This window comes from Aerococcus sp. HMSC23C02 (genome assembly GCF_001806805.1).
GTDB classification, from domain to species: Bacteria; Bacillota; Bacilli; order Lactobacillales; family Aerococcaceae; genus Aerococcus; species Aerococcus sanguinicola.
This window is the reverse complement of sequence record NZ_KV786040.1, coordinates 1-17,690: the sequence shown is the minus strand read 5'-3', so window position 1 is coordinate 17,690 and position 17,690 is coordinate 1. Positions and strand designations below refer to the sequence as shown.

Below are 17,690 nucleotides of genomic sequence, written 5' to 3'. Positions count from 1 at the left end.
CTCTTTTCCGTTTGGGCTCCAGTCATTCAAGTCTAAGCGCAACTGCTCACACCCTTCAGTCGGGTTCGCAAGAGCAGCTTTGGAGTGCTTTCGCAAGTTGGAAACGTGCAAGCGGGGCTTGCCCTTATTCCAACTTACTCCAAGCATCCAAAGCTAAACGCTCTTGCTCACACCCTTCTCCTTAACCGGCGGAAGATTTTAATATTTTGTTGGCCAGTTAGTTTGTAGTAATAGTAGATGATGAGGGTGATGGAGAGGATAGCGGTGCTTGCTTCGACGGCGGTCATGGTGAGCCAGACACCGGTCAAGTCCCAGAGCCGACTCATCACGAGGAGATAAGGGATGATCAGGATCAAGCCTCGCAAGAGAGAGACCAGCATGGAGGACCTTGGCGCGTTGACTGCCACGGCATAGTAAATGACAAAGAAATTGATGGCCGTCAGCGGATAAGATAGGAAGTAGAGGCGCAAGCCTGACGTGGCCATGGCGGTTAGGGCTGGGTCGGCCTGGCTGTTGAAGATAGCAACCAGGGGATGGGCGCCCACTTGGCCAAGGAGGAGGCAGAAGGCACCAAATACCAGGTAGGTCACTAAGGCCATGCGGAAAACGGCTTGAACGCTGCGGTCATCCCGCGCTCCGTAGAATTGGCTGACCAGGGGTTGGAAACCCTGACCAATCCCCGTTAGGATCGCAATAATGATGATATTTAGGTTGGCAATGATAGCATAGGCTGTCACTCCCAGATCGCCCGCCAGACTCAGTAAGACCTGGTTGAAGGCGAACATCACCACAGCTGACGAGAATTCATTCATAAAGGAGGATAAACCATTGGCTACTACAGAAGCTAAGTCGCGCCATTGGAAGTGAAAGCTGCGGAACTTCAACTGGCTGTCTCCGCGGCGGAGATGGTTAGCCGCTAAGACTAGGGAGAGGATTGGCGAGAAGCAAGTCGCCAGTGCCGCTCCGGCCAGGCCCCATTGGAGGGGGAAGATAAAGATGTAGTCCAGCACAATGTTAGCCAGGCCACCAGCCAAGAAGGCAATACTAGCTAAGCGCGGCGCCCCATCATTGCGTAGGAAAGATACCATGACAAAGTTCAAGATAAAGGCTGGTGTAAAGAGGGTGTAGACCGCAAAATAATCCCTGGCCCAATGATAGAGCTCTCCTGATGCCCCCAAAGCTTGAAGCAGAGGGCCACGGAAGAAGAAACAGATGGCCACAATCAGCAAACTCAACAAGCCAGCAGCCAGAGCAGTCAGCGAGAAAATCTCTTGGGCCGTCCGCACCTGGCCCCGCGACTTTTGAATAGAGAAGAGGGTCGCTCCCCCTACCCCAAACATCCAGCCCAGTCCTGAAATCACATGGACCACCGGAAGTACCAGGTTCAAGGCTGCAATCCCTTGTCCCCCAATCCCTTGGGCAATGAAGAAGGTATCCGCCAAGACAAAGAGCGAATAGCCGACCATGCTCAAGGTAGCGAAACTCACATAACGCACAAAATTCTTTAGCATATCATCCGACTCCTTTCTTCGTACAAAAAGCACCCCATTTTTATGCCGCTTAGCGAAGCATAAAAATAAAGTGCTTTGGCAAGCAGGCATTGCTGCTCACTTGCTCGTCTCTAGACCCCACCTATGATAATGAAGATAGGTCCATAATTCAAGGGCTAGTTGAGAATTTCTTCTAAGTTTTTAAGTTTGCCTCCTAATAACCATAGCGGATCTGAGACAGAGCTGATAATTCCTTCAAGAGGGCTTCTTGGTCATCGGGTATAACTTGGCCGTCTGCACGCAAGGCCTTGGACAAGTCCAAGTTGAGCCGGGTCAAGATATAGGGAGCTGAGGTCCCACTCTCCTGAAATTCTAGCAAGTAATCAGCTAGGACCTGTTTCAAAGCAGGCTGGGAAGGACCTAACTTACCCTCTATCTCTTGAATCAATTTAATCGCTTCTTTGCGGCGATCTTGCCAGCCCGCAAACCATTTCAAGGCTGCCATAAGCGCCACCTCCTTAATTGATTAAAATGATTATACGCCCTCTCCTCAAAAAAGACAAAAAAAGCTGGAAGCAACTTAGCCTCCAGCTTTAAGATTTATTATTTCATTTTATTTTTCTGTCGTTTCTTTTTTTTCGCTATCCCCACTGTCTTCCTTGTCAGCTTGGTCTTGGTCCTTGTCTTCTGAGGCTTGGTCTTGGCTTTGTGGGGCGGACAAGCTTTCAAAGAATGGGCGTCCTAAGTCTAGGAAGTTGCCCCGACGGAAGTTTGGGAAGAAGTTATTAAATTCTTGGTTAAAGCGTTGGTGCATTTGGTTGAAGCGGTCCATCATGGCGTCGTATTGGGCTTGGTTTTCTTCCGTTACATCCACCCAACCGGTATCTTGACCGTTCACATTCACCCGCATCTTCCGGCTAACACGAGGTTGTTCACTTGCGCTTGGACGGGATGGGGTATTTTCACTTGCCTTAACGCTGTAGTTAGCCACGTCCTTATCTTCTAAGTCATTCACATCAACTTGGAAGCGGGCATCTTTTTCTTTTAAGAAGTCTAATTTTTCTTGGTCCGAAAGGTTGGCATAGCGGATAAAATCGTCTTCATTCAGTTCAGCTAGCAAAGTTCCTTTCCCGAATTTTTCACTGTTTACATCTGCAGTCACTGTATAACGTTTCATCAATGATCACCTTTCTTTATCATCATCTCGAGGGATCCTTTCCCTCTTCACTTATTATTATACCAAATTGGTCAGGAAAGGTCAATGATAATTAGTCAAAAATAGTCAAACTCTTTAAAATAAATCTAAGTGAATATTTTGTGAACGCTTTCTTTGTTTGTTAAAATAAAATTATAAAGACCATCCTTAACGCAATCATCAAAACAAGGAGGAAGCACCATGGAAAACCAAGCATTGAAAAAATTCTCTACCGGCCTCTTAACCTTCCTATTGGTATACTTTGTCAGCAGTGCCGAACCCAAGTTAATGGACCAAGAAGCCTTCATGATCATCCAGCTGGTATCAATTATTGCTGGCACTCTGGCCATTCAGTACCTCTACCGGCACTAAGAAATGACACATAGCCGGAAGTCTGAACACACAATCAGAAGGAGCGAATGGAGATTGACCAAGGTCTAGGCACAAGCACAGCCTCCGAGTGTGGGCTGGCAAGGAACAAGCCACAAAGACAAGCTCCAAGTGGGGCTTCCTAAAACCCAAGACACAATCAGACCTTCCGAGCGGGGGTTGACAAGACTCAACACTCACTCAAAGTCTTCGAGTGTGGCTTGCTGACCGAGTCGAGTATATGTTAACAACACAGCTCCTACTATATAAAGAAAAAACAGGAATTTCCTCAACCATCGAGGGAATTCCTGTTCTTATGTTTATTATATATTAGTGATTCTCTATTTTTTAGTAGTGGTGAGTAGTAATTGCAGAATAGTTATTGCATCAGCTATTGTGAGCAGGAGTGGAGCTTTGAATTTTGTCGTTAGCCATGAACAAGCAAGCGATGTGAATTACGGATAGTAGGCGATTAGCCGTACTAGCCAAAACCTGTTCCAAAAGTCAGCTCTGATTCCACTTCACAAAGGCTGGCCGAGCCTCTAACAAGGCTCTGCCAGCCTTTGCTCCAGTGATTCAGAGCTCCCGACTTTTGTCACACTCTTATTTGAAGCTCGCTAGGCGAGAGACTTTGGCTCGAGCCGGTGCTGCTCTAGCCGTTGGAGCCTCAGCGACTTACGGATAGAGTACAAGACGGCAACAGCCGTTCTTGATCTTCTATCTTTTAACGACAAAATTCAAAAGCGAAACGGATGCTCATCAACACCATTGCTAATAACCATTTTCCTAAGCGGCTTCAGATTCTGATTCAGCCTGCATTTGTTCGAGCTTAAATTCAACCTTATCGCCAGCTTTGAGTTCTGTCTGGTCAGCGCCTTTAGGGGCCATCTCACCATTGACATAATACATCCAATATACTTCATTACCTTCATCCTGGCTGACACCATTGATGGCTTTAACGAAGCCTTTATCTTCTTCCACATCGAAGTTGGCTTTCAGGGCATCCATCACCTTGTCACCTTCTTGGAAGGTCACTTGCTTGGTTTCAGCTTCGCCTTCTAGGGGTTGGATGCTAAAGGTTGCTTCTTGCTTGGCTTGTTCCTCTGTCTGAGCGGTGCTTTGGTCAGCTGCTTTGTCGTCAGCGGGTTGTTGGCAGGCACCGAGCAGGGCCATCGAGGTCAGTAATAAGAGCCATTTTTTCTTCATGGTAGATCCTCCTTAAGTTCTAATACTTTAACTTTAAGCGATTCCAGGCATAAGGTCAATCCTTTCTCGATCTTTAAGCCTAAAAAAATGCGATAGGATGGAAGTATGTTATAGTTAGATTAGATAATTATCATGAAAAAGGAGGACCTCCATGTCTTATGAACTGATTTCAATTGAAGGCGGCACTTTCCGCATGGGGAGCGACCAGAAGTCTTGTGGTTTCGATCGGGACCAGGAAGGCCCCAGTGTCGAGCTGGAAGTAGCTGATTTCGCTATGGGTGCCCAAACGGTGACCAACCGTGACTTCCAGGCCTTCTTCCTGGATACCGCCTATGTTACCGATGCTGAGCGTTATGGCTCGTCCAATGTCTTCTTCCTCCTCATCGATGAAGACAAGCGCGACGACTATCCCTTAACCGCCGGCACGGACTGGTGGCACGAGGTGGCGGGCGCTTCTTGGCGGCAACCGGAAGGCCCAGGTTCAACGCTAGAAGGGCGGATGGACCACCCCGTTGTCCACGTCTCCCACAACGATGCCCTGGCCTATTGCCAGTGGGCGGGACTCCGATTGCCTAGTGAATCAGAATGGGAATACGCTGCCCAAGCTGGCCACCGGGACGGCCGCATCTATCCTTGGGGCAATGAGCTCGAAGCAGACGGCAAGCACTGGGCCAATGTCTGGCAGGGTGACTTCCCCAACGAGAACACGGCCGCAGACGGCTATGTCGGGACTGCCCCTGCTAAAGCCTATGCGCCCAACGACTACGGCCTCTACCAGATGATCGGTAATGTCTGGGAATGGTGCAGCAATCCTGGCCGCATCCCCCTGACCCAGTTCCAGGATAAAACCGCTGAGGACTGGGCTAAGGCCTACTCTGGCTATGACCGAGCCACCGACTTCGCCCTCAGAGGGGGGTCTTTCCTCTGCCACCATTCCTACTGCCAACGCTACCGGATTGCTGGCCGCAACGCCAACAATGCCCTCTCCAGCACCTCCAACACGGGCTTCCGCTGTGCTCAATCCCGCGCTTAAGATAGAAAGAAGGTTTTTATGCTTTATCTCTTATATTTTATCGTTATCCTCTTCTCCAATACGGTAGGGGCCGTCTCAGGTATGGGAGGCGGCGTGATCATTAAACCCGCCCTGGATGCGATTGGTGCCCACCCCCTCAATGTGATTGGCTTCTTCTCCAGCGCTGCCGTCTTCACCATGTCCATTGTTTCCATCATCAAACAAGTGCGCGGTGGCTTCCAGATCTCCTGGCAGCGCCTCCTCGCCATTGCCTTCGGGTCCATTATCGGCGGTCGCTTAGGGGACACCATCTTCAACATCCTCATGTCCCTCTACAATAACCCCGATAAGGTCCAACTGATCCAAATTATCATTACCATCATCACCCTGGGCCTCTCCATCTGGTACACCTATGACCCCAGCCGCAAGCAACTCCGCTTGGCTGGCCTCTTCAGCTTCTTCCTCGCCTCCCTGGCCCTGGGCGTCCTCTCGACCCTGCTCGGCATCGGTGGTGGCCCCATGAACGTGGCCCTCTTCATCGCCCTCTTCGGCGCCTCAACCAAGCAAGCCACAGTCTACTCCATCATCACTATCTTCTTCTCCCAGCTCTCCAAACTCACCAGCATCGTCCTGGCCGGCAGTGTCGCAGCGGGCTCAACCAGCTTCCTCCTCGTCATCCTTCCCGCTGCCGTTATCGGAGGCTATATTGGGTCTGCCCTCAACCAGCGCATGACCAACAAGGCCGTCAACCGGACCTACCTCATCATCACGGCCTCCGTCATCCTCCTCAATATCGTCAACGGCGTACGACTATTCCTATAAAAATAAAGCATCCCAAAAGCTGGCGCAAGCTGCTAGCTTTTGGGATGGTTTTTATTTTTATCTTATTTCAGACGCTATTAAAAGTTAATCCTAATAGCCATTATATAATTTATTTGCAATCTACTTCTGAGCAGAAGTGGAGCGTTGAAGTTGGCCCTTAGCCATGAAAAAGCAAGCGATGTGAATTAGGGATAGTAGGCGCCAGCCGTACTAGCCCTTTGAAGCTCGCTAGGTGAGGGGCCTTGACCCGAACCGGTGCCATGGCTTTTTAAGGGTCAAATTCAAAAGCGCAGCGGATGCTCAGCAATACCATTTATTCAAATAAACTCAATTCACTCTTACCTCGCGGGAAGAAGCGCGTTTTGCCGATGCGGCAGAGTTTGAGGAGGGCTTGGTTGTCGGGATTGGACTTGCCATGGGCTTCGCTGCGGCAGACCCGGAAGACGGTGTTGGCGAAGATATCCGCGACTTGGATCATGTTCTCATCTTGGGAGTCCTTGTACTCGACATGGACATCGTGGAGCCAGCGCTTTTCGATGGTCATGATAATCTGCAGGTATTCCTCCAGTGAATTCAGCGACCGCAAGGCCTGGTTGCGGTTATCGATCATCATCTGCAGGTTTTCTTTTTCATTTTGGCGGTGGCCCGCAATTTCCTTGATGGCCAAGCCAACGAAATAATTGAAGGTCAGAGAGGGTTTACGCAGGAGATTGGGGTAGACTTGAAAATTATCGATCACCAAATAGTGGAAGACCGCATCTGTCTCATCCCGCAGGGCCTTGAAGATCTGCGCCTTCATCCCATCCGGCATATTGGACCCCTTGATCTCTTCATCGGCGGTCTTTTTCGACTGGGACTTATCCAGATAGGACTGCTTATTGCGGCGAAAGATCTCTGCGACATGGTCGGGACGGTCGGTCTGCACAAAGGCCATAACAAAATAACGACCGTCTGGGTTCTTTTTGCGGTTGATCGACCCTGATTCATCGACAAATAGTTGCATCCTGGTCCCTCCTAGTCCAAGCGATTCTTCAAGTCAATCCGCATGGCGTAGAAGTCGCCATGGAGGGCTGCTTGTTGGTGGATGACCTCTAAGAGCCGGAAGACTTCCCCCGCATTCCCTCTCAGGGTCACGCAATCATCAGCCTCTGACAAGTCATAAGGGATGCCGGACGATTCGATCCGGTCCAAGAAGTAGGCACGCTGCTGGCTCAGGTCCTGGTCTTCTTCCGCGACCAGGGTCAGCTTGGCTTAGACCCGGTCCGCCTTCTCGAAGAGGACACAAGCAAAACTTGCGGCCCGGCCCTTCTCCGACAGGCTCATCTCCAAGTCACTAGACAGCTTAGCCGGATCCGAATTAGGGAGGACAAAGAGGCCCTCCGCCGTATCCACCAGGTTAGTTTCATCCAAGCTTCTCAAGTCTGTCAAATCACGAAAATGCGCCTGGCTGTAGATGTCCCCACCCTTACTGGCATAGGCTTGACCCCAAGCCCCAGACTTGGTAATGGATCCCAGTAAGATCTGGCCACCCGGCTTCACCACCCGGCGGAATTCCCGGTAGAGGGCGTCCAGGTCCTCCACGAATTCAATGGCAGTCATGGACAGAACGGCATCGAAAGAATTATCCTCAAAGGCCAGGTCCTGCATGTCCATCAGCTGGAAGTCTACCTCCAAGTTCTCCGCTTGAACATTCGCCTCCGCCTGGTCCAACATGCCCTGGGAAATATCGATCCCCACAACCTCTGCCCCGTGCTTGGCCAATTTGATACTGTAATTCCCAGTCCCACAGCCCGCATCGAGGACTCGCATGCCTGGCTGGACTGTCAACAAGGAAAAGGCCAGGTCGGTCTCTACCTTATCCACAAATTTCCCCATGGGCTTATCGTACCATCGATCATAATCCTTGGCTTGGTCATCAAAAATTGCCATCAAAACCCCTTCTTTCTACCTACTGCAGTCGGATTCGAGGATGCAGGAAGGGCTCCTCTTCACCAAAATCCGCCGAAGACCTCCAGTCTTCTTTGGCTTTTGGCTCCAGAGGTCTCTTTCTCCCGCTAGCCCTCACACCCTTTCCTAGTCGGGTTCGCAAGAGCAAACTTGAAGTGACTTCACCCAATCGAAACGATCGGCTACAGCCGCTCTTTTTCGTTTGGGCTCCAGTCATTCAAGTCTAAGCAGTCTTGCTCACACCCTTTATAGACTTTGCTTAAATCTATCATAGCGGAACCTATACTAACAATTCAAGCCAGAGGATGCAAGGGGGATAGGAAAATAAAAGTGCTCTGTGACTAATTAAATCGATGAGCATCCGTTCTGCTTTTGAATTTGGTCCTTAAAAAGCCACGGCACCGGCTCGAGCCAAGGTCTCTCGCCTAGCAAGACTTAAACGGCTAGTACGGCTAAAAGATTAGCCTACTAGCCGTAATTCGCTTTGCTTGCTTTTTCGTGGCTAAGGACCAACTTCAACGCTCCACTCCTGCTCACGCTTATCTAACAAAAAACACTTTTAATTATTCGGCATAAAAATATCAGCACTCATAAAAGTACAAAAAGCTCCCGCGCTGAGGAGCTTCTTGTTTTCTTACACTAAACGATACTACTATTCAAAAGGATTGATCTGCTCATAAGAGTCGTAACCTGCCTGGTAGGACGCTTTATACTCATCAAAGTTATTATAAAGGTCTACGCCAAAGGACAAGAGACCCATCACAACCAAAGCAATCAATAGCTTAATCAGGAGTGAATTTCTTTCTTCGGCTTTCATAAGACACCTCCTCATTCTGACAACAAGTTGTCTTTGAGCAAGAATTTAAAGACTAGCCAGTCCCAGCTAGGGGCCTTCCCCTAGTCAAAAGGACTGATCTGCTCATAAGAGTCATAGCCTGCCTGGTAGGCTTCCCGGTAGGTATCGCCATTCCGGTAAAGATCGACACCTATACAGACCAAGGCCAGGACAATGAGAACCATAATAAACTTAGCTAGAGGACTGACTTTTTTATCTGTCATCATACACCTCCTAGGCCCTGTGAGCCTGCCGCCAACGACGATAGCGGAGACTAATTTCCAAGGCTAAAGCCACAAAAAAGATAAAAGTTAAGATGGATTTGTAATCTTCCCAAACAAGCAGGGGGTCGCTCTTGGAAAGATAAGAGGTCACAATTTGAATGGTCAAGGCAGCTAGCCCGGCATCAAATAGGATTCTTATTTGCTTCTTACGGTCTTCAGGCATCTGTGGCACCACCTCCTTTAATAGGTTCAAAAGCTTACAAGGAAAGCCCCCATAAGTTATTGCCTAATTGCTTGTGGTCCAGAAGCTTACGCCAGAGCTCTTTCTCCTCTGCAGAGAATTCTAGCTTCTCCGAGCTCTTGACAATCGGAGCTTTTTCTAGGAATTGTTGGATTTGACCCGTTAAGGCCACTCCCTCTGCTTCTTTGACTTCATCTAAACTTTCCCGAACAAAACGTGTTGTCCGAGCCTCAGGATGGTTGGCTTCCAAGCTTTGGACCAAATCCTCCAAGCTCTCAGTGAATGATTGTTTTAAATCCATAATGGGCCTTCCTTTCTCAGTAAGCGTATCAACAATAAATCTTTCATCACCTTTATCTAGTCGGTAGATTCCGGTACCACGCGGGTACTTTGGTAACCTTCCACTAAAGCATCGAAATTGCGGTATAAATCAGCTCCTAGGCATAAAATCGCTAAGACAATTAAAAACAGGATAAATCGTTTCAATCCATTGTGCTTGTCATCCTTTGTCCCCATTCGACTACCTCCTTTTGCTGTGACAAAGTTAGCCAAAAACTTATTATTTTTGTTGGCTTTGCACCTGAATCTTACAATCCTAGTATAGCAAAAAACTATGTTAGCGTTTTAAATTCATCATATCTGGTCGTTTTTTCATCATATCCGGTTCTTTTGAACTTATTTATAGCATTAATTGACTTTTATTTAAGATTTCCTTATGATAAATGTACATTAATTCACTAGATGGGAGTGACTACTATCCCTTATTATTTAGCACTTCTCAACGCGACGATACAAGCTATTTTGTATACGTCTTTGCCTATTTTTTCTTTGAAGACTAACCATCCTTTGACCAAGACACTCATGGTTAGTTTCACCTATCTATTCTTTCAAGGCATGCTAAGGGAATTAGTTCATTTCCAATCCTTGGCCACGGTTCTTGTCATTCTTTTTCTCTTCTTTCTTCTGCAAAAAAATTCAGAGAACGATTACTTACTTCTAAATTTTTTATTATTAAATCATATTTTCCATGCGATGGTCAGGTTAGCTTGCTTTGCTCTTCCCATGAACCTGCTTCAAATCGAAGGCACAGATTTATTTCTAAGCTTTTGGTTCTTAGAAATAGGGGTGACTTGGGCTAGTTATTACCATATTCGTCAAGATGGCAGTCTTTTTCGACTCTTTAAGGGAATTTTTAACGATCGAATATTCACGATTCCTCTCTTATGTTTTATTGGTCTGACCATTCTCTCTGACTTCTTTTACCAAAATCCCAACTTATCTTATGCCAAGGTCTTAATGGGCCTGCTCACTTTCATGGCCTTTCAACTCTTACTCGCCCTCCTCCTCGCCTTCCTCTACTACCGGCGCAAGATAGCGGACCAGGCGGCTGAGTCCCAGGCCTTGCGAACGGAAGACTTGGCCCTCTACCTGGACCGCTTGAAAGATAATCAGAACAGTATTCGAAAGATCCGCCACGACCTCAATGACCTCTTGTCCTTGTCCCAATTGATGGTCCGCGACCAGGACTTCGACCACTTGGCAGACTACCTAGACAAGTTGTCGACCTATGTGAAAGAAGAGATGCCCCAGGAGACTTCATCCAACCTGGCCGACCTCCAGCAGATTGAAGACCAGGACCTGCGCTATCTCCTCATGTCCAAGCTCTTGGAGTGGGAGAAGGCGGGGATTCCCTACCACTTCGAATGCTTCTATCCTCTGAAGACTCTGCCGATCAACAGCTTCGACCTCATGCGCTGTCTGGCGATCCTGCTTAATAATGCCTCTGAAGGCCGGCAAGCGGCGCGTCCCAGCCATGAAGAGATGATCGACATCCTCATGCTGGCCGATGACCAGGGTCTGGAGATCCAGGTGACCAATCCCAGTCCTGCGATTACAGTCCAGGAAGCCAAGCAGACCGGCTTTTCTACCAAGGAGGGCCATCGCGGACTAGGCCTGACCAACCTGGAAGAGATCCTCAGCGCCTATCCCAATGCCCTCCTCAACTTGACCTATCAGGAGGGCCGCTTCCATGCCCAACTCTACCTGACCTATCTCTAGAAAGGAGGCCCAGCTATGCACCCCGTTTATCTCTTAGAGGATAATCCCAGCCAGCTCCAAGCCATCACAGGCATCATCGAAGACTACATCCTCTTCCATGACGCCAGCTTCTACTTGGCCAAGGCCAGCAGTGACCCCCAAGCCATTGTGGCGGCTTTCCCCGACCAGCCTAGCCAACCAGGCCTCTACTTCCTAGACATCGAAATCGAGGGCCAGGCAGAAGGTCTAGCCCTGGCCCAAGAGATCAAGCACTTAGACCCCTTCGGACGGATTGCCTTCATCACCGCCCACCCCTCCTATGCGCCCCTGACCCTCAAACACCACCTGGAGCCCCTGGCCTATATCCACAAAGAAGATTTCGACAGCTTGCGCCAAGAGATCATCATCTGCTTCGAGCTCTTCTACCAGCGCCTCTATCCTGGCCAGGAAACAAAGACGCCCAACATCCAAATTAAGTCGGGCTCACAAACCTATCTCGTCGACCCAAAAGACCTCTTCAGTATCCAAACCACCCAGAAGCCCCATATCCTAGAGTTCACTACCCGGTCCAGCACCCTACAAAGCTACGGTGCCCTCAAAGACTTCGACCAACTTCCCGGCTTCTTCCGCCTCTCCCAGTCCGCCCTCGTCAACCTAGACTTAGTCGACCAGGTCGCCCCGCTTAAACGCCGGGTAACCCTAAGCAACGGCCAAGTCTTCAGCTTCTCCCGCAAGTACAGAGCGAGCCTCAACCAAGCCCTGGCTGAGCGGAAAGCTCGGTCTGACCAAAAAGACAATTAAAAATCCGTCACTTGCCCTTCTTATTAGGCTGTGACGGATTTTTTAATAAGAAAAAGCCCCTAGCTAGGAGGAGCTTTTGGAAAATATATTACGTTTTCGGCACTGAGCTTTGGGGTCTATGTGAGTGGATAGCCTCTAAAGCGAATTAAAGCCTGCTTCTAAACCTGCCACAATCGCATCCAAGTTGGAGATAATGGCCAGGGCAAAGACTAAGAAAAGAGCTGCAAGCCCTACACTTATTAAGCAATCTTTTTCTTTAACTGTCATGTTGATTCCTCCTCTCACTAGCTTATGATTAGAAGTGGTTAGCTTGCTTCTTTTAAACCGTCTCCTGATCGTTAAGATTAGTTTATCACCAAAAATGAGTAAATACTTAAATTCATCATATGTGGTCGTTTTTTCATCATATTTGGTAATTTTTCCCTAATATAAAATCCGTCACCTGCCATTCTTAAATGGTGTGACGGATTTTCTTTTTATTCAGCTTCTTTTTTCTGGAGGTGGTTGACCCAGCGTTCGGTCAACACAGGGCTGAGGAAACTGAGGATGACGACGGAGGCGAGGATCTGAGAGACAGCGGCGGTCTGATAATCTAAGAGTTGGGGATAGGTGGTTGCGAGGACGACGGGTACGGAGGTCGACAGGCCGGCCACATTGAGCATGGCCAGGCCAGCTGTCCCATCATTGCCCAGGATCTTGTAGTCAACCAGGAAGAGGGGCGACATGAAGATGATGACCATCAGGGTTAGAAGGATGCCGGTTGGTCCAGCTTTGATGGCTTCTAAGACATTGGTCCCCTGGCCAATCGACCAGCCCAGCCAAGGGATCAAGACATTGAGTCCCGGCCCAAAGAGTTCCGCAAACTGTTTATCGAGATTCCCCAAGATAATCCCTAGGAGCATCGGAAGGAGGGTTGAAATCACCGGCATCCAGTCGAAGCCCCCGCTGGAGTAGACCAAGCCGAAAATAATCATCGGGAAGAGGGGGATACAGAAGAGACTGGTTAGGCCGAAAGCGTAAGGGTCATCTTCATTGCCATAGTCTTCACTGATGGAGAGATAGATGGCTGGGTTAATACTCAAGAGGGCGGTCGCTACCGCAATAGCTGGCATTCCCCAGATACCGCCATCGCCAAAGAAACGCAGGTAGGCAATAGTAACCAGGAAGGCGATCCCCAGCTTAACGAGAAAGAGAATCCCCTGGCGCTTGAGAACTCGGACCAAGCGTTTGAGGTCAATCCCCACTCCCGAACAGAAGCAGAGCAAGCCAATAATAAAACCCTGGCCTTCCCCAGCTAAGAGGGACTGGCTGATCCCTCCGATCTTAAAGAGATTGGGCCACAAGGTATACAGAACCATCGAGATAAACATGGGGACGAGAAAAGTCCCTGCCGGTATCTTTTTAATTTTTTCTAACATAGGCGCTCCTTTTAAAGTCTGTTCATGCGAATGCTGGGCCAAAGCGAGCCGAATGCTCACAAATACTTACTCATATTTTATCAAAAAATAGGCTATATACGAAATGATAAGGCCATTCTATCTCTTAAACCCCAGCCCTATCCATAGCGACTGGCTATTCTTCTTGATTCAAAGTGCGTATTACCGCTCAGTCTGCCCCCTCTGCTATACTTAAGCCATTCAAAAATGTACTTCCCCCATTATTAAAAGCAAAAAGGAGCCAGTCTTATGCAAACATCAATTATCGGTTACCCGCGCATCGGGGCCCTCAGAGAACTCAAATTCCAAACTGAAAAATACTTCCGTCATGAAATTAGCGAGGCCGACCTCCAGGAGACGGCCCGGCAGATTCGCCAGGACCAGTGGCTCAAGCAGAAGGCGAGCGGCTTGGACTTCATCCCATCCAATGACTTCTCCTTCTACGATGGCTTCCTAGATACGGCGGTCCTCTTCAACATCGTGCCCAAGCGCTACCAGGACCTCCAAGTCTCTGACCTAGACAGCTACTTCGCCCAGGCCCGGGGCTACCAGGGAGAAGCGGGCGACGTTAAGGCCCTGGCCATGAAGAAGTGGTTCAACACCAACTACCACTACATGGTCGCCGAGATTGAGGACGATACCGTGGTCAAGCTGGCCAACAGCCGGGTGGTCGACCACTACCGGGAAGCCAAGGCCCTGGGCGTTGAGACCCAGCCTAGCCTCATTGGTCCCTTCACCCTGCTCAAGAAGCTCCGCTATCTGGGCCAGAAGACCGCCCAAGACTTCAAGGCAGACCTCAGCCAAGCCTATAGCCAACTCCTCCAAACTTTAGCAGCTGAGGGCGTGTCCTGGGTCCAGCTGGATGAACCCGACCTTGTCTATGACCTTAGCGTGGAAGATATCCAACTCTTCCAAGACCTCTACCAAGCCATCCTCCCCAAGAAGGGAGCGGTCAAGGTCCTCCTCCAAACTTACTTCGGAGACATCCGCGACATCTACCAGGAAGTCATTGCCCTCGACTTCGACGGCATCGGCTTAGACTTCCTAGAAGGCCGGAAGACCCTAGAACTCGTCGAAAAATATGGTTTTCCAAGCGACAAGCTCCTCTTTGCGGGCTTGGTCAATGGGAAGAACATCTGGCGCAACCACTACCAGGAGACCTTGGACTTGGTGGACCGCTTAGAAGCTCAAGGGATTGCCCTGGTCTTGAATAGCTCCTGCTCCCTCCTCCATGTGCCTTATCGTTTGGCCCCAGAAGAGCAATTGAAGGCCGACTACAAGGCCCACTTCGCCTTCGCTGAAGAGAAACTCCAAGAGCTCCAAGAACTCAAGCACCTAGCTGGAAGCGACCGTCAGGCTGAGCCCGCCTACCAAGCCAACCAGGCCCTTTTTGCCCACCGGCCGGATGCCGACGATGCTAAGGTCCAGGCCCGGGTCCAAGGGATTGAAGAAGCGCTCTTCAACCGCCAGCCAGCTTTTGCGGAACGGGAAGCCCTGCAGAAGGCAGCTTTCAACCTGCCCCTCTTACCAACGACCACCATCGGCTCCTTCCCCCAAACTAAGGAAGTGAAGAAGAACCGGTCCGACTTCAAGAAGGGGCTCATCAGCCGGGAAGCCTATGAAGACTTCAACCGCCAAGCTATCGATGACTGCCTCCGCCGCCAAGAGGAGATTGGCCTCGATGTCCTGGTCCACGGGGAATTCGAACGCAATGACATGGTGGAATACTTCGGGGAACGGCTCCAGGGCTATCTCTTCACCCAGTATGCCTGGGTCCAGTCTTACGGGACTCGCTGTGTGAAGCCACCGATTATCTGGGGCGACATCTCCCGTCCCCAAGCCATGACCGTCCCTTGGTCAACCTATGCCCAGAGTCGGACCGAGCACCTGGTCAAGGGCATGTTAACCGGTCCTGTAACCATCCTCAATTGGTCCTTCCCACGTGAAGATATCTCCTTGAAGACCTCAACCTACCAGATTGCCCTGGCCATCCGCGATGAAGTCCTGGACCTGGAAGCCCAGGGGATCCGCATCATCCAGATCGATGAAGCGGCCCTGCGCGAGAAGCTCCCCCTCCGCCAAACGGACTGGTACAGTCAATACCTCGACTGGGCCATCCCCGCCTTCCGCCTGGTACACAGCGGCGTCCAAGCGACCACCCAAATCCACACCCACATGTGCTATAGCGAGTTTACCGATATTATTCCCGCCATCGACCAGATGGATGCCGACGTGATCAGCTTCGAAGCTTCGCGCTCCGACCTCGAAATTCTCGATAGCCTCAAAGCCCAAAACTTCCAGACCGAAGTTGGCCCCGGCGTTTACGATATCCACTCCCCTCGTGTCCCTTCCGTCGATGAAATCAAAACCAGCATTAGAAAGATCTTGGACAAGGTCGCCATCCAGAAAGTCTGGATCAATCCTGACTGCGGTCTGAAGACACGCGGTTGGGAGGAAACTAGCGCATCCCTCAAGCACCTGGTCCAAGCTACAGAGGAAATCCGCCATGAAAACGAAAGAACTTTTTAAAGAAAAAACCGTCTTCTCCTATGAGGTCTTCCCACCCAAGAAGACCTCTGGACCCCAAAGTATCTATAAAACCTTAGAAGAACTCAAAAGCCTATCCCCCGACTGTATCAGCGTCACTTACGGCGCTGGGGGCGGGGACAACAATGACGAGAGTTTCAAGATAGCTCAGACTATCAAGGGCTACGGCATTGAAAGCATCGCCCACCTGCCCTGCATCGGGATGACCAAGGCCGACCTGGAAGAGAAGTTGGAAGAACTCCAGGCCCTTCAAGTGGAAAATATCCTGGCCCTGCGCGGGGACCTGCCGGCTGACGACTATGCGCCCGGTGACTTCAGCTATGCCTCTGACATGGTCCGCTTCATCAAGGACAAGGGGGACTTCAACGTTGTCGCTGCCTGCTATCCCGAAGGCCATATCGACTGCAAGGACAAGGTCCAAGACATCAAGCACCTCAAGACCAAGGTCGATGCCGGCGTGGACCAGCTCATCACCCAGCTCTTCCTCGACAACAACGACTTCTACGCCTTCCGCGAACGCTGCGAACTGGCTGATATCAACGTCCCTATTGAAGCCGGGATCATGCCGGTGGTCAACAAGCGGCAGATCGAGCGGATGACCAGTCTCTGCGGGGTCAAGCTCCCTGACAAGTTTGTCAAGATGATGGACCGCTACCAAGACAAGCCTGTCGCCATGCGCGACGCCGGTATTGCCTACGCCGTCAACCAAATCGTCGACCTCATCAGCCAGGGTGTCGACGGCATCCACCTCTACACCATGAACAACCCCTATATCGCCAAAAAAATCCACGAAGCTGTCCATAATCTCCTTTTAAAAAAGCGCCACTTCCTCGCGACCTGAAAGGGTCAGGGAACTGGCGCTTTTGCTTTAGATGTCTTTGCCGAACTTTTTGAAGATAAATTTAAAGACAAAGTAGAAACAAAGGTAAATAATAAAGAAACTAAAAAACTTCTCCCAGTAACTCGTCAACTGGAAATAATCTTGAACTAGACCATTGGCTATAAAAGTACAAAAGGATACGATAAAAAAGAAGATAAAGTACATGAGCTAAGTCTCCCTCCCAAAGAAAATCCTGGCTTCAAGCCTATCCTAGCAGATAAGCCAGCTCATAACAAGCCAAGCTTGAATCTATTCGCTAGCTTTAGGTCCCAGCTAGATGCCGAAAGCTTAAATTAAGAGCTAGCTGCTTCAAGATCCCAGATAGCTGACTGGACTGATTATTAATAGACCACTACTTTCCATATCCATTAATCTTGAGCAGAAACGGAACGAATGCGATTTGATTGATATTCTTGTCATTTACAGACTCCGACAAAAAAGCCTGGGAGGTCCACCTGCCAGGCTGCTTTGCATATATAGATTCCAGTTCCTACCATTATATACCCAAACGTTCAAAGATTTCATCCACCCGTTGGAGGTGGTAGTGGTAGTCGAAAGCATCATCGATCTCTTCAGGACTGAGGAGGTCAGTGATCTCTTCATTGCCTTCGACGAGTTCGCGGAAGTCGCGCTGGTCGTCCCAGGACT

21 protein-coding genes and 1 pseudogene are annotated in these 17,690 nt (G+C 49.7%); 7 read left to right on the top strand and 15 right to left on the bottom strand.

All coding sequences use genetic code 11. From position 1 onward, the window contains the following. Positions 1 to 167: 167 nt before the first annotated feature. The 3 genes from HMPREF3090_RS01005 to HMPREF3090_RS00995 form a co-directional block, all read right to left on the bottom strand. Positions 168 to 1,511: an MATE family efflux transporter gene (locus HMPREF3090_RS01005; protein ID WP_067973439.1), complete on the bottom strand. Its 1,344-nt coding sequence runs from the start codon at positions 1,509 to 1,511 to the stop codon at positions 168 to 170. Positions 1,512 to 1,704: 193 nt separating this feature from the next. Continuing rightward, the gene (locus tag HMPREF3090_RS01000; RefSeq protein WP_070485742.1) at positions 1,705 to 1,995 is read right to left on the bottom strand and encodes a bacteriocin immunity family protein; all 291 of its coding nucleotides are present in this window, start codon (positions 1,993 to 1,995) and stop codon (positions 1,705 to 1,707) included. 108 nt (positions 1,996 to 2,103) lie between these two features. Then, on the bottom strand, positions 2,104 to 2,667 hold the full coding sequence (locus tag HMPREF3090_RS00995) for a hypothetical protein (RefSeq protein ID WP_067973447.1): 564 nt from the start codon (positions 2,665 to 2,667) through the stop codon (positions 2,104 to 2,106). Positions 2,668 to 2,886: 219 nt separating this feature from the next. Here HMPREF3090_RS00995 and HMPREF3090_RS09780 point away from each other — a divergent pair, with 219 nt between their 5' ends. Next, on the top strand, positions 2,887 to 3,057 hold the full coding sequence (locus tag HMPREF3090_RS09780; protein WP_158444738.1) for a hypothetical protein: 171 nt from the start codon (positions 2,887 to 2,889) through the stop codon (positions 3,055 to 3,057). A 783-nt stretch (positions 3,058 to 3,840) separates the two neighbouring features. Here the strand turns inward: HMPREF3090_RS09780 and HMPREF3090_RS00990 are convergent. Continuing rightward, positions 3,841 to 4,260 (bottom strand): DUF4430 domain-containing protein, encoded by a 420-nt coding sequence (locus tag HMPREF3090_RS00990; RefSeq protein ID WP_067973449.1) that lies wholly within the window; start codon positions 4,258 to 4,260, stop codon positions 3,841 to 3,843. A gap of 151 nt (positions 4,261 to 4,411) precedes the next feature. Between HMPREF3090_RS00990 and HMPREF3090_RS00985 the strand changes: the two genes are divergently transcribed. Together HMPREF3090_RS00985 and HMPREF3090_RS00980 are read left to right on the top strand one after the other, a co-directional pair. Next, a complete protein-coding gene (locus HMPREF3090_RS00985; RefSeq protein WP_230080839.1) occupies positions 4,412 to 5,293 on the top strand; it encodes a formylglycine-generating enzyme family protein in 882 nt (293 codons plus the stop codon). 18 nt (positions 5,294 to 5,311) lie between these two features. After that, complete coding sequence (locus HMPREF3090_RS00980; RefSeq protein WP_067973452.1) at positions 5,312 to 6,094, top strand: sulfite exporter TauE/SafE family protein; 783 nt, start codon at positions 5,312 to 5,314, stop codon at positions 6,092 to 6,094. 313 nt (positions 6,095 to 6,407) lie between these two features. On the opposite strand, the gene HMPREF3090_RS00975 is transcribed toward HMPREF3090_RS00980, so the two are convergent. The 8 genes from HMPREF3090_RS00975 to HMPREF3090_RS09760 form a co-directional block, all read right to left on the bottom strand. Continuing rightward, positions 6,408 to 7,097: a DUF3800 domain-containing protein gene (locus HMPREF3090_RS00975; RefSeq protein WP_067973455.1), complete on the bottom strand. Its 690-nt coding sequence runs from the start codon at positions 7,095 to 7,097 to the stop codon at positions 6,408 to 6,410. 11 nt (positions 7,098 to 7,108) lie between these two features. Next, positions 7,109 to 7,285 carry a hypothetical protein gene (locus HMPREF3090_RS09775; protein WP_158444740.1) on the bottom strand — a complete coding sequence of 59 codons (177 nt, stop codon included), beginning with the start codon at positions 7,283 to 7,285 and terminating at the stop codon, positions 7,109 to 7,111. A gap of 60 nt (positions 7,286 to 7,345) precedes the next feature. Then, complete coding sequence (locus HMPREF3090_RS00970; RefSeq protein ID WP_067973459.1) at positions 7,346 to 8,023, bottom strand: class I SAM-dependent methyltransferase; 678 nt, start codon at positions 8,021 to 8,023, stop codon at positions 7,346 to 7,348. A 670-nt stretch (positions 8,024 to 8,693) separates the two neighbouring features. Beyond that, positions 8,694 to 8,858, bottom strand: a complete 165-nt coding sequence (locus tag HMPREF3090_RS09770; RefSeq protein WP_158444742.1) for a hypothetical protein — start codon at positions 8,856 to 8,858, stop codon at positions 8,694 to 8,696. An 80-nt stretch (positions 8,859 to 8,938) separates the two neighbouring features. Further along, a complete protein-coding gene (locus HMPREF3090_RS09765) occupies positions 8,939 to 9,100 on the bottom strand; it encodes a hypothetical protein (RefSeq protein WP_158444744.1) in 162 nt (53 codons plus the stop codon). Positions 9,101 to 9,110: 10 nt separating this feature from the next. Then, a complete protein-coding gene (locus HMPREF3090_RS00965; protein ID WP_067973460.1) occupies positions 9,111 to 9,323 on the bottom strand; it encodes a hypothetical protein in 213 nt (70 codons plus the stop codon). 34 nt (positions 9,324 to 9,357) lie between these two features. Beyond that, complete coding sequence (locus HMPREF3090_RS00960; RefSeq protein WP_067973462.1) at positions 9,358 to 9,642, bottom strand: hypothetical protein; 285 nt, start codon at positions 9,640 to 9,642, stop codon at positions 9,358 to 9,360. A 56-nt stretch (positions 9,643 to 9,698) separates the two neighbouring features. Next, positions 9,699 to 9,857 carry a hypothetical protein gene (locus HMPREF3090_RS09760; RefSeq protein WP_158444746.1) on the bottom strand — a complete coding sequence of 53 codons (159 nt, stop codon included), beginning with the start codon at positions 9,855 to 9,857 and terminating at the stop codon, positions 9,699 to 9,701. 546 nt (positions 9,858 to 10,403) lie between these two features. Between HMPREF3090_RS09760 and HMPREF3090_RS00955 the strand changes: the two genes are divergently transcribed. Further along, complete coding sequence (locus HMPREF3090_RS00955) at positions 10,404 to 11,399, top strand: GHKL domain-containing protein (protein ID WP_067973464.1); 996 nt, start codon at positions 10,404 to 10,406, stop codon at positions 11,397 to 11,399. A gap of 15 nt (positions 11,400 to 11,414) precedes the next feature. Further along, the gene (locus HMPREF3090_RS00950; protein WP_067973468.1) at positions 11,415 to 12,179 is read left to right on the top strand and encodes a LytR/AlgR family response regulator transcription factor; all 765 of its coding nucleotides are present in this window, start codon (positions 11,415 to 11,417) and stop codon (positions 12,177 to 12,179) included. 135 nt (positions 12,180 to 12,314) lie between these two features. On the opposite strand, the gene HMPREF3090_RS09980 is transcribed toward HMPREF3090_RS00950, so the two are convergent. Further along, entirely contained in the window at positions 12,315 to 12,446 is a 132-nt protein-coding gene (locus HMPREF3090_RS09980; protein ID WP_256364772.1) for a hypothetical protein, read from the bottom strand. Between the two features lie 209 nt (positions 12,447 to 12,655). Next, the gene (locus HMPREF3090_RS00945) at positions 12,656 to 13,597 is read right to left on the bottom strand and encodes a 2-keto-3-deoxygluconate permease (protein ID WP_067973472.1); all 942 of its coding nucleotides are present in this window, start codon (positions 13,595 to 13,597) and stop codon (positions 12,656 to 12,658) included. A gap of 267 nt (positions 13,598 to 13,864) precedes the next feature. On the opposite strand from HMPREF3090_RS00945, the gene metE reads away from it, so the two are divergent. Next, positions 13,865 to 16,144 carry a 5-methyltetrahydropteroyltriglutamate--homocysteine S-methyltransferase gene (gene metE / locus HMPREF3090_RS00940; RefSeq protein ID WP_067973475.1) on the top strand — a complete coding sequence of 760 codons (2,280 nt, stop codon included), beginning with the start codon at positions 13,865 to 13,867 and terminating at the stop codon, positions 16,142 to 16,144. Beyond that, entirely contained in the window at positions 16,122 to 17,003 is an 882-nt protein-coding gene (metF, locus tag HMPREF3090_RS00935; protein ID WP_070485738.1) for a methylenetetrahydrofolate reductase [NAD(P)H], read from the top strand. The genes metE and metF overlap by 23 nt, the downstream gene beginning before the upstream one ends. A gap of 535 nt (positions 17,004 to 17,538) precedes the next feature. On the opposite strand, the pseudogene HMPREF3090_RS09510 reads toward metF, so the two are convergent. Beyond that, positions 17,539 to 17,690 (bottom strand): annotated as a pseudogene (locus HMPREF3090_RS09510) (adenylosuccinate lyase); the annotation flags it as partial.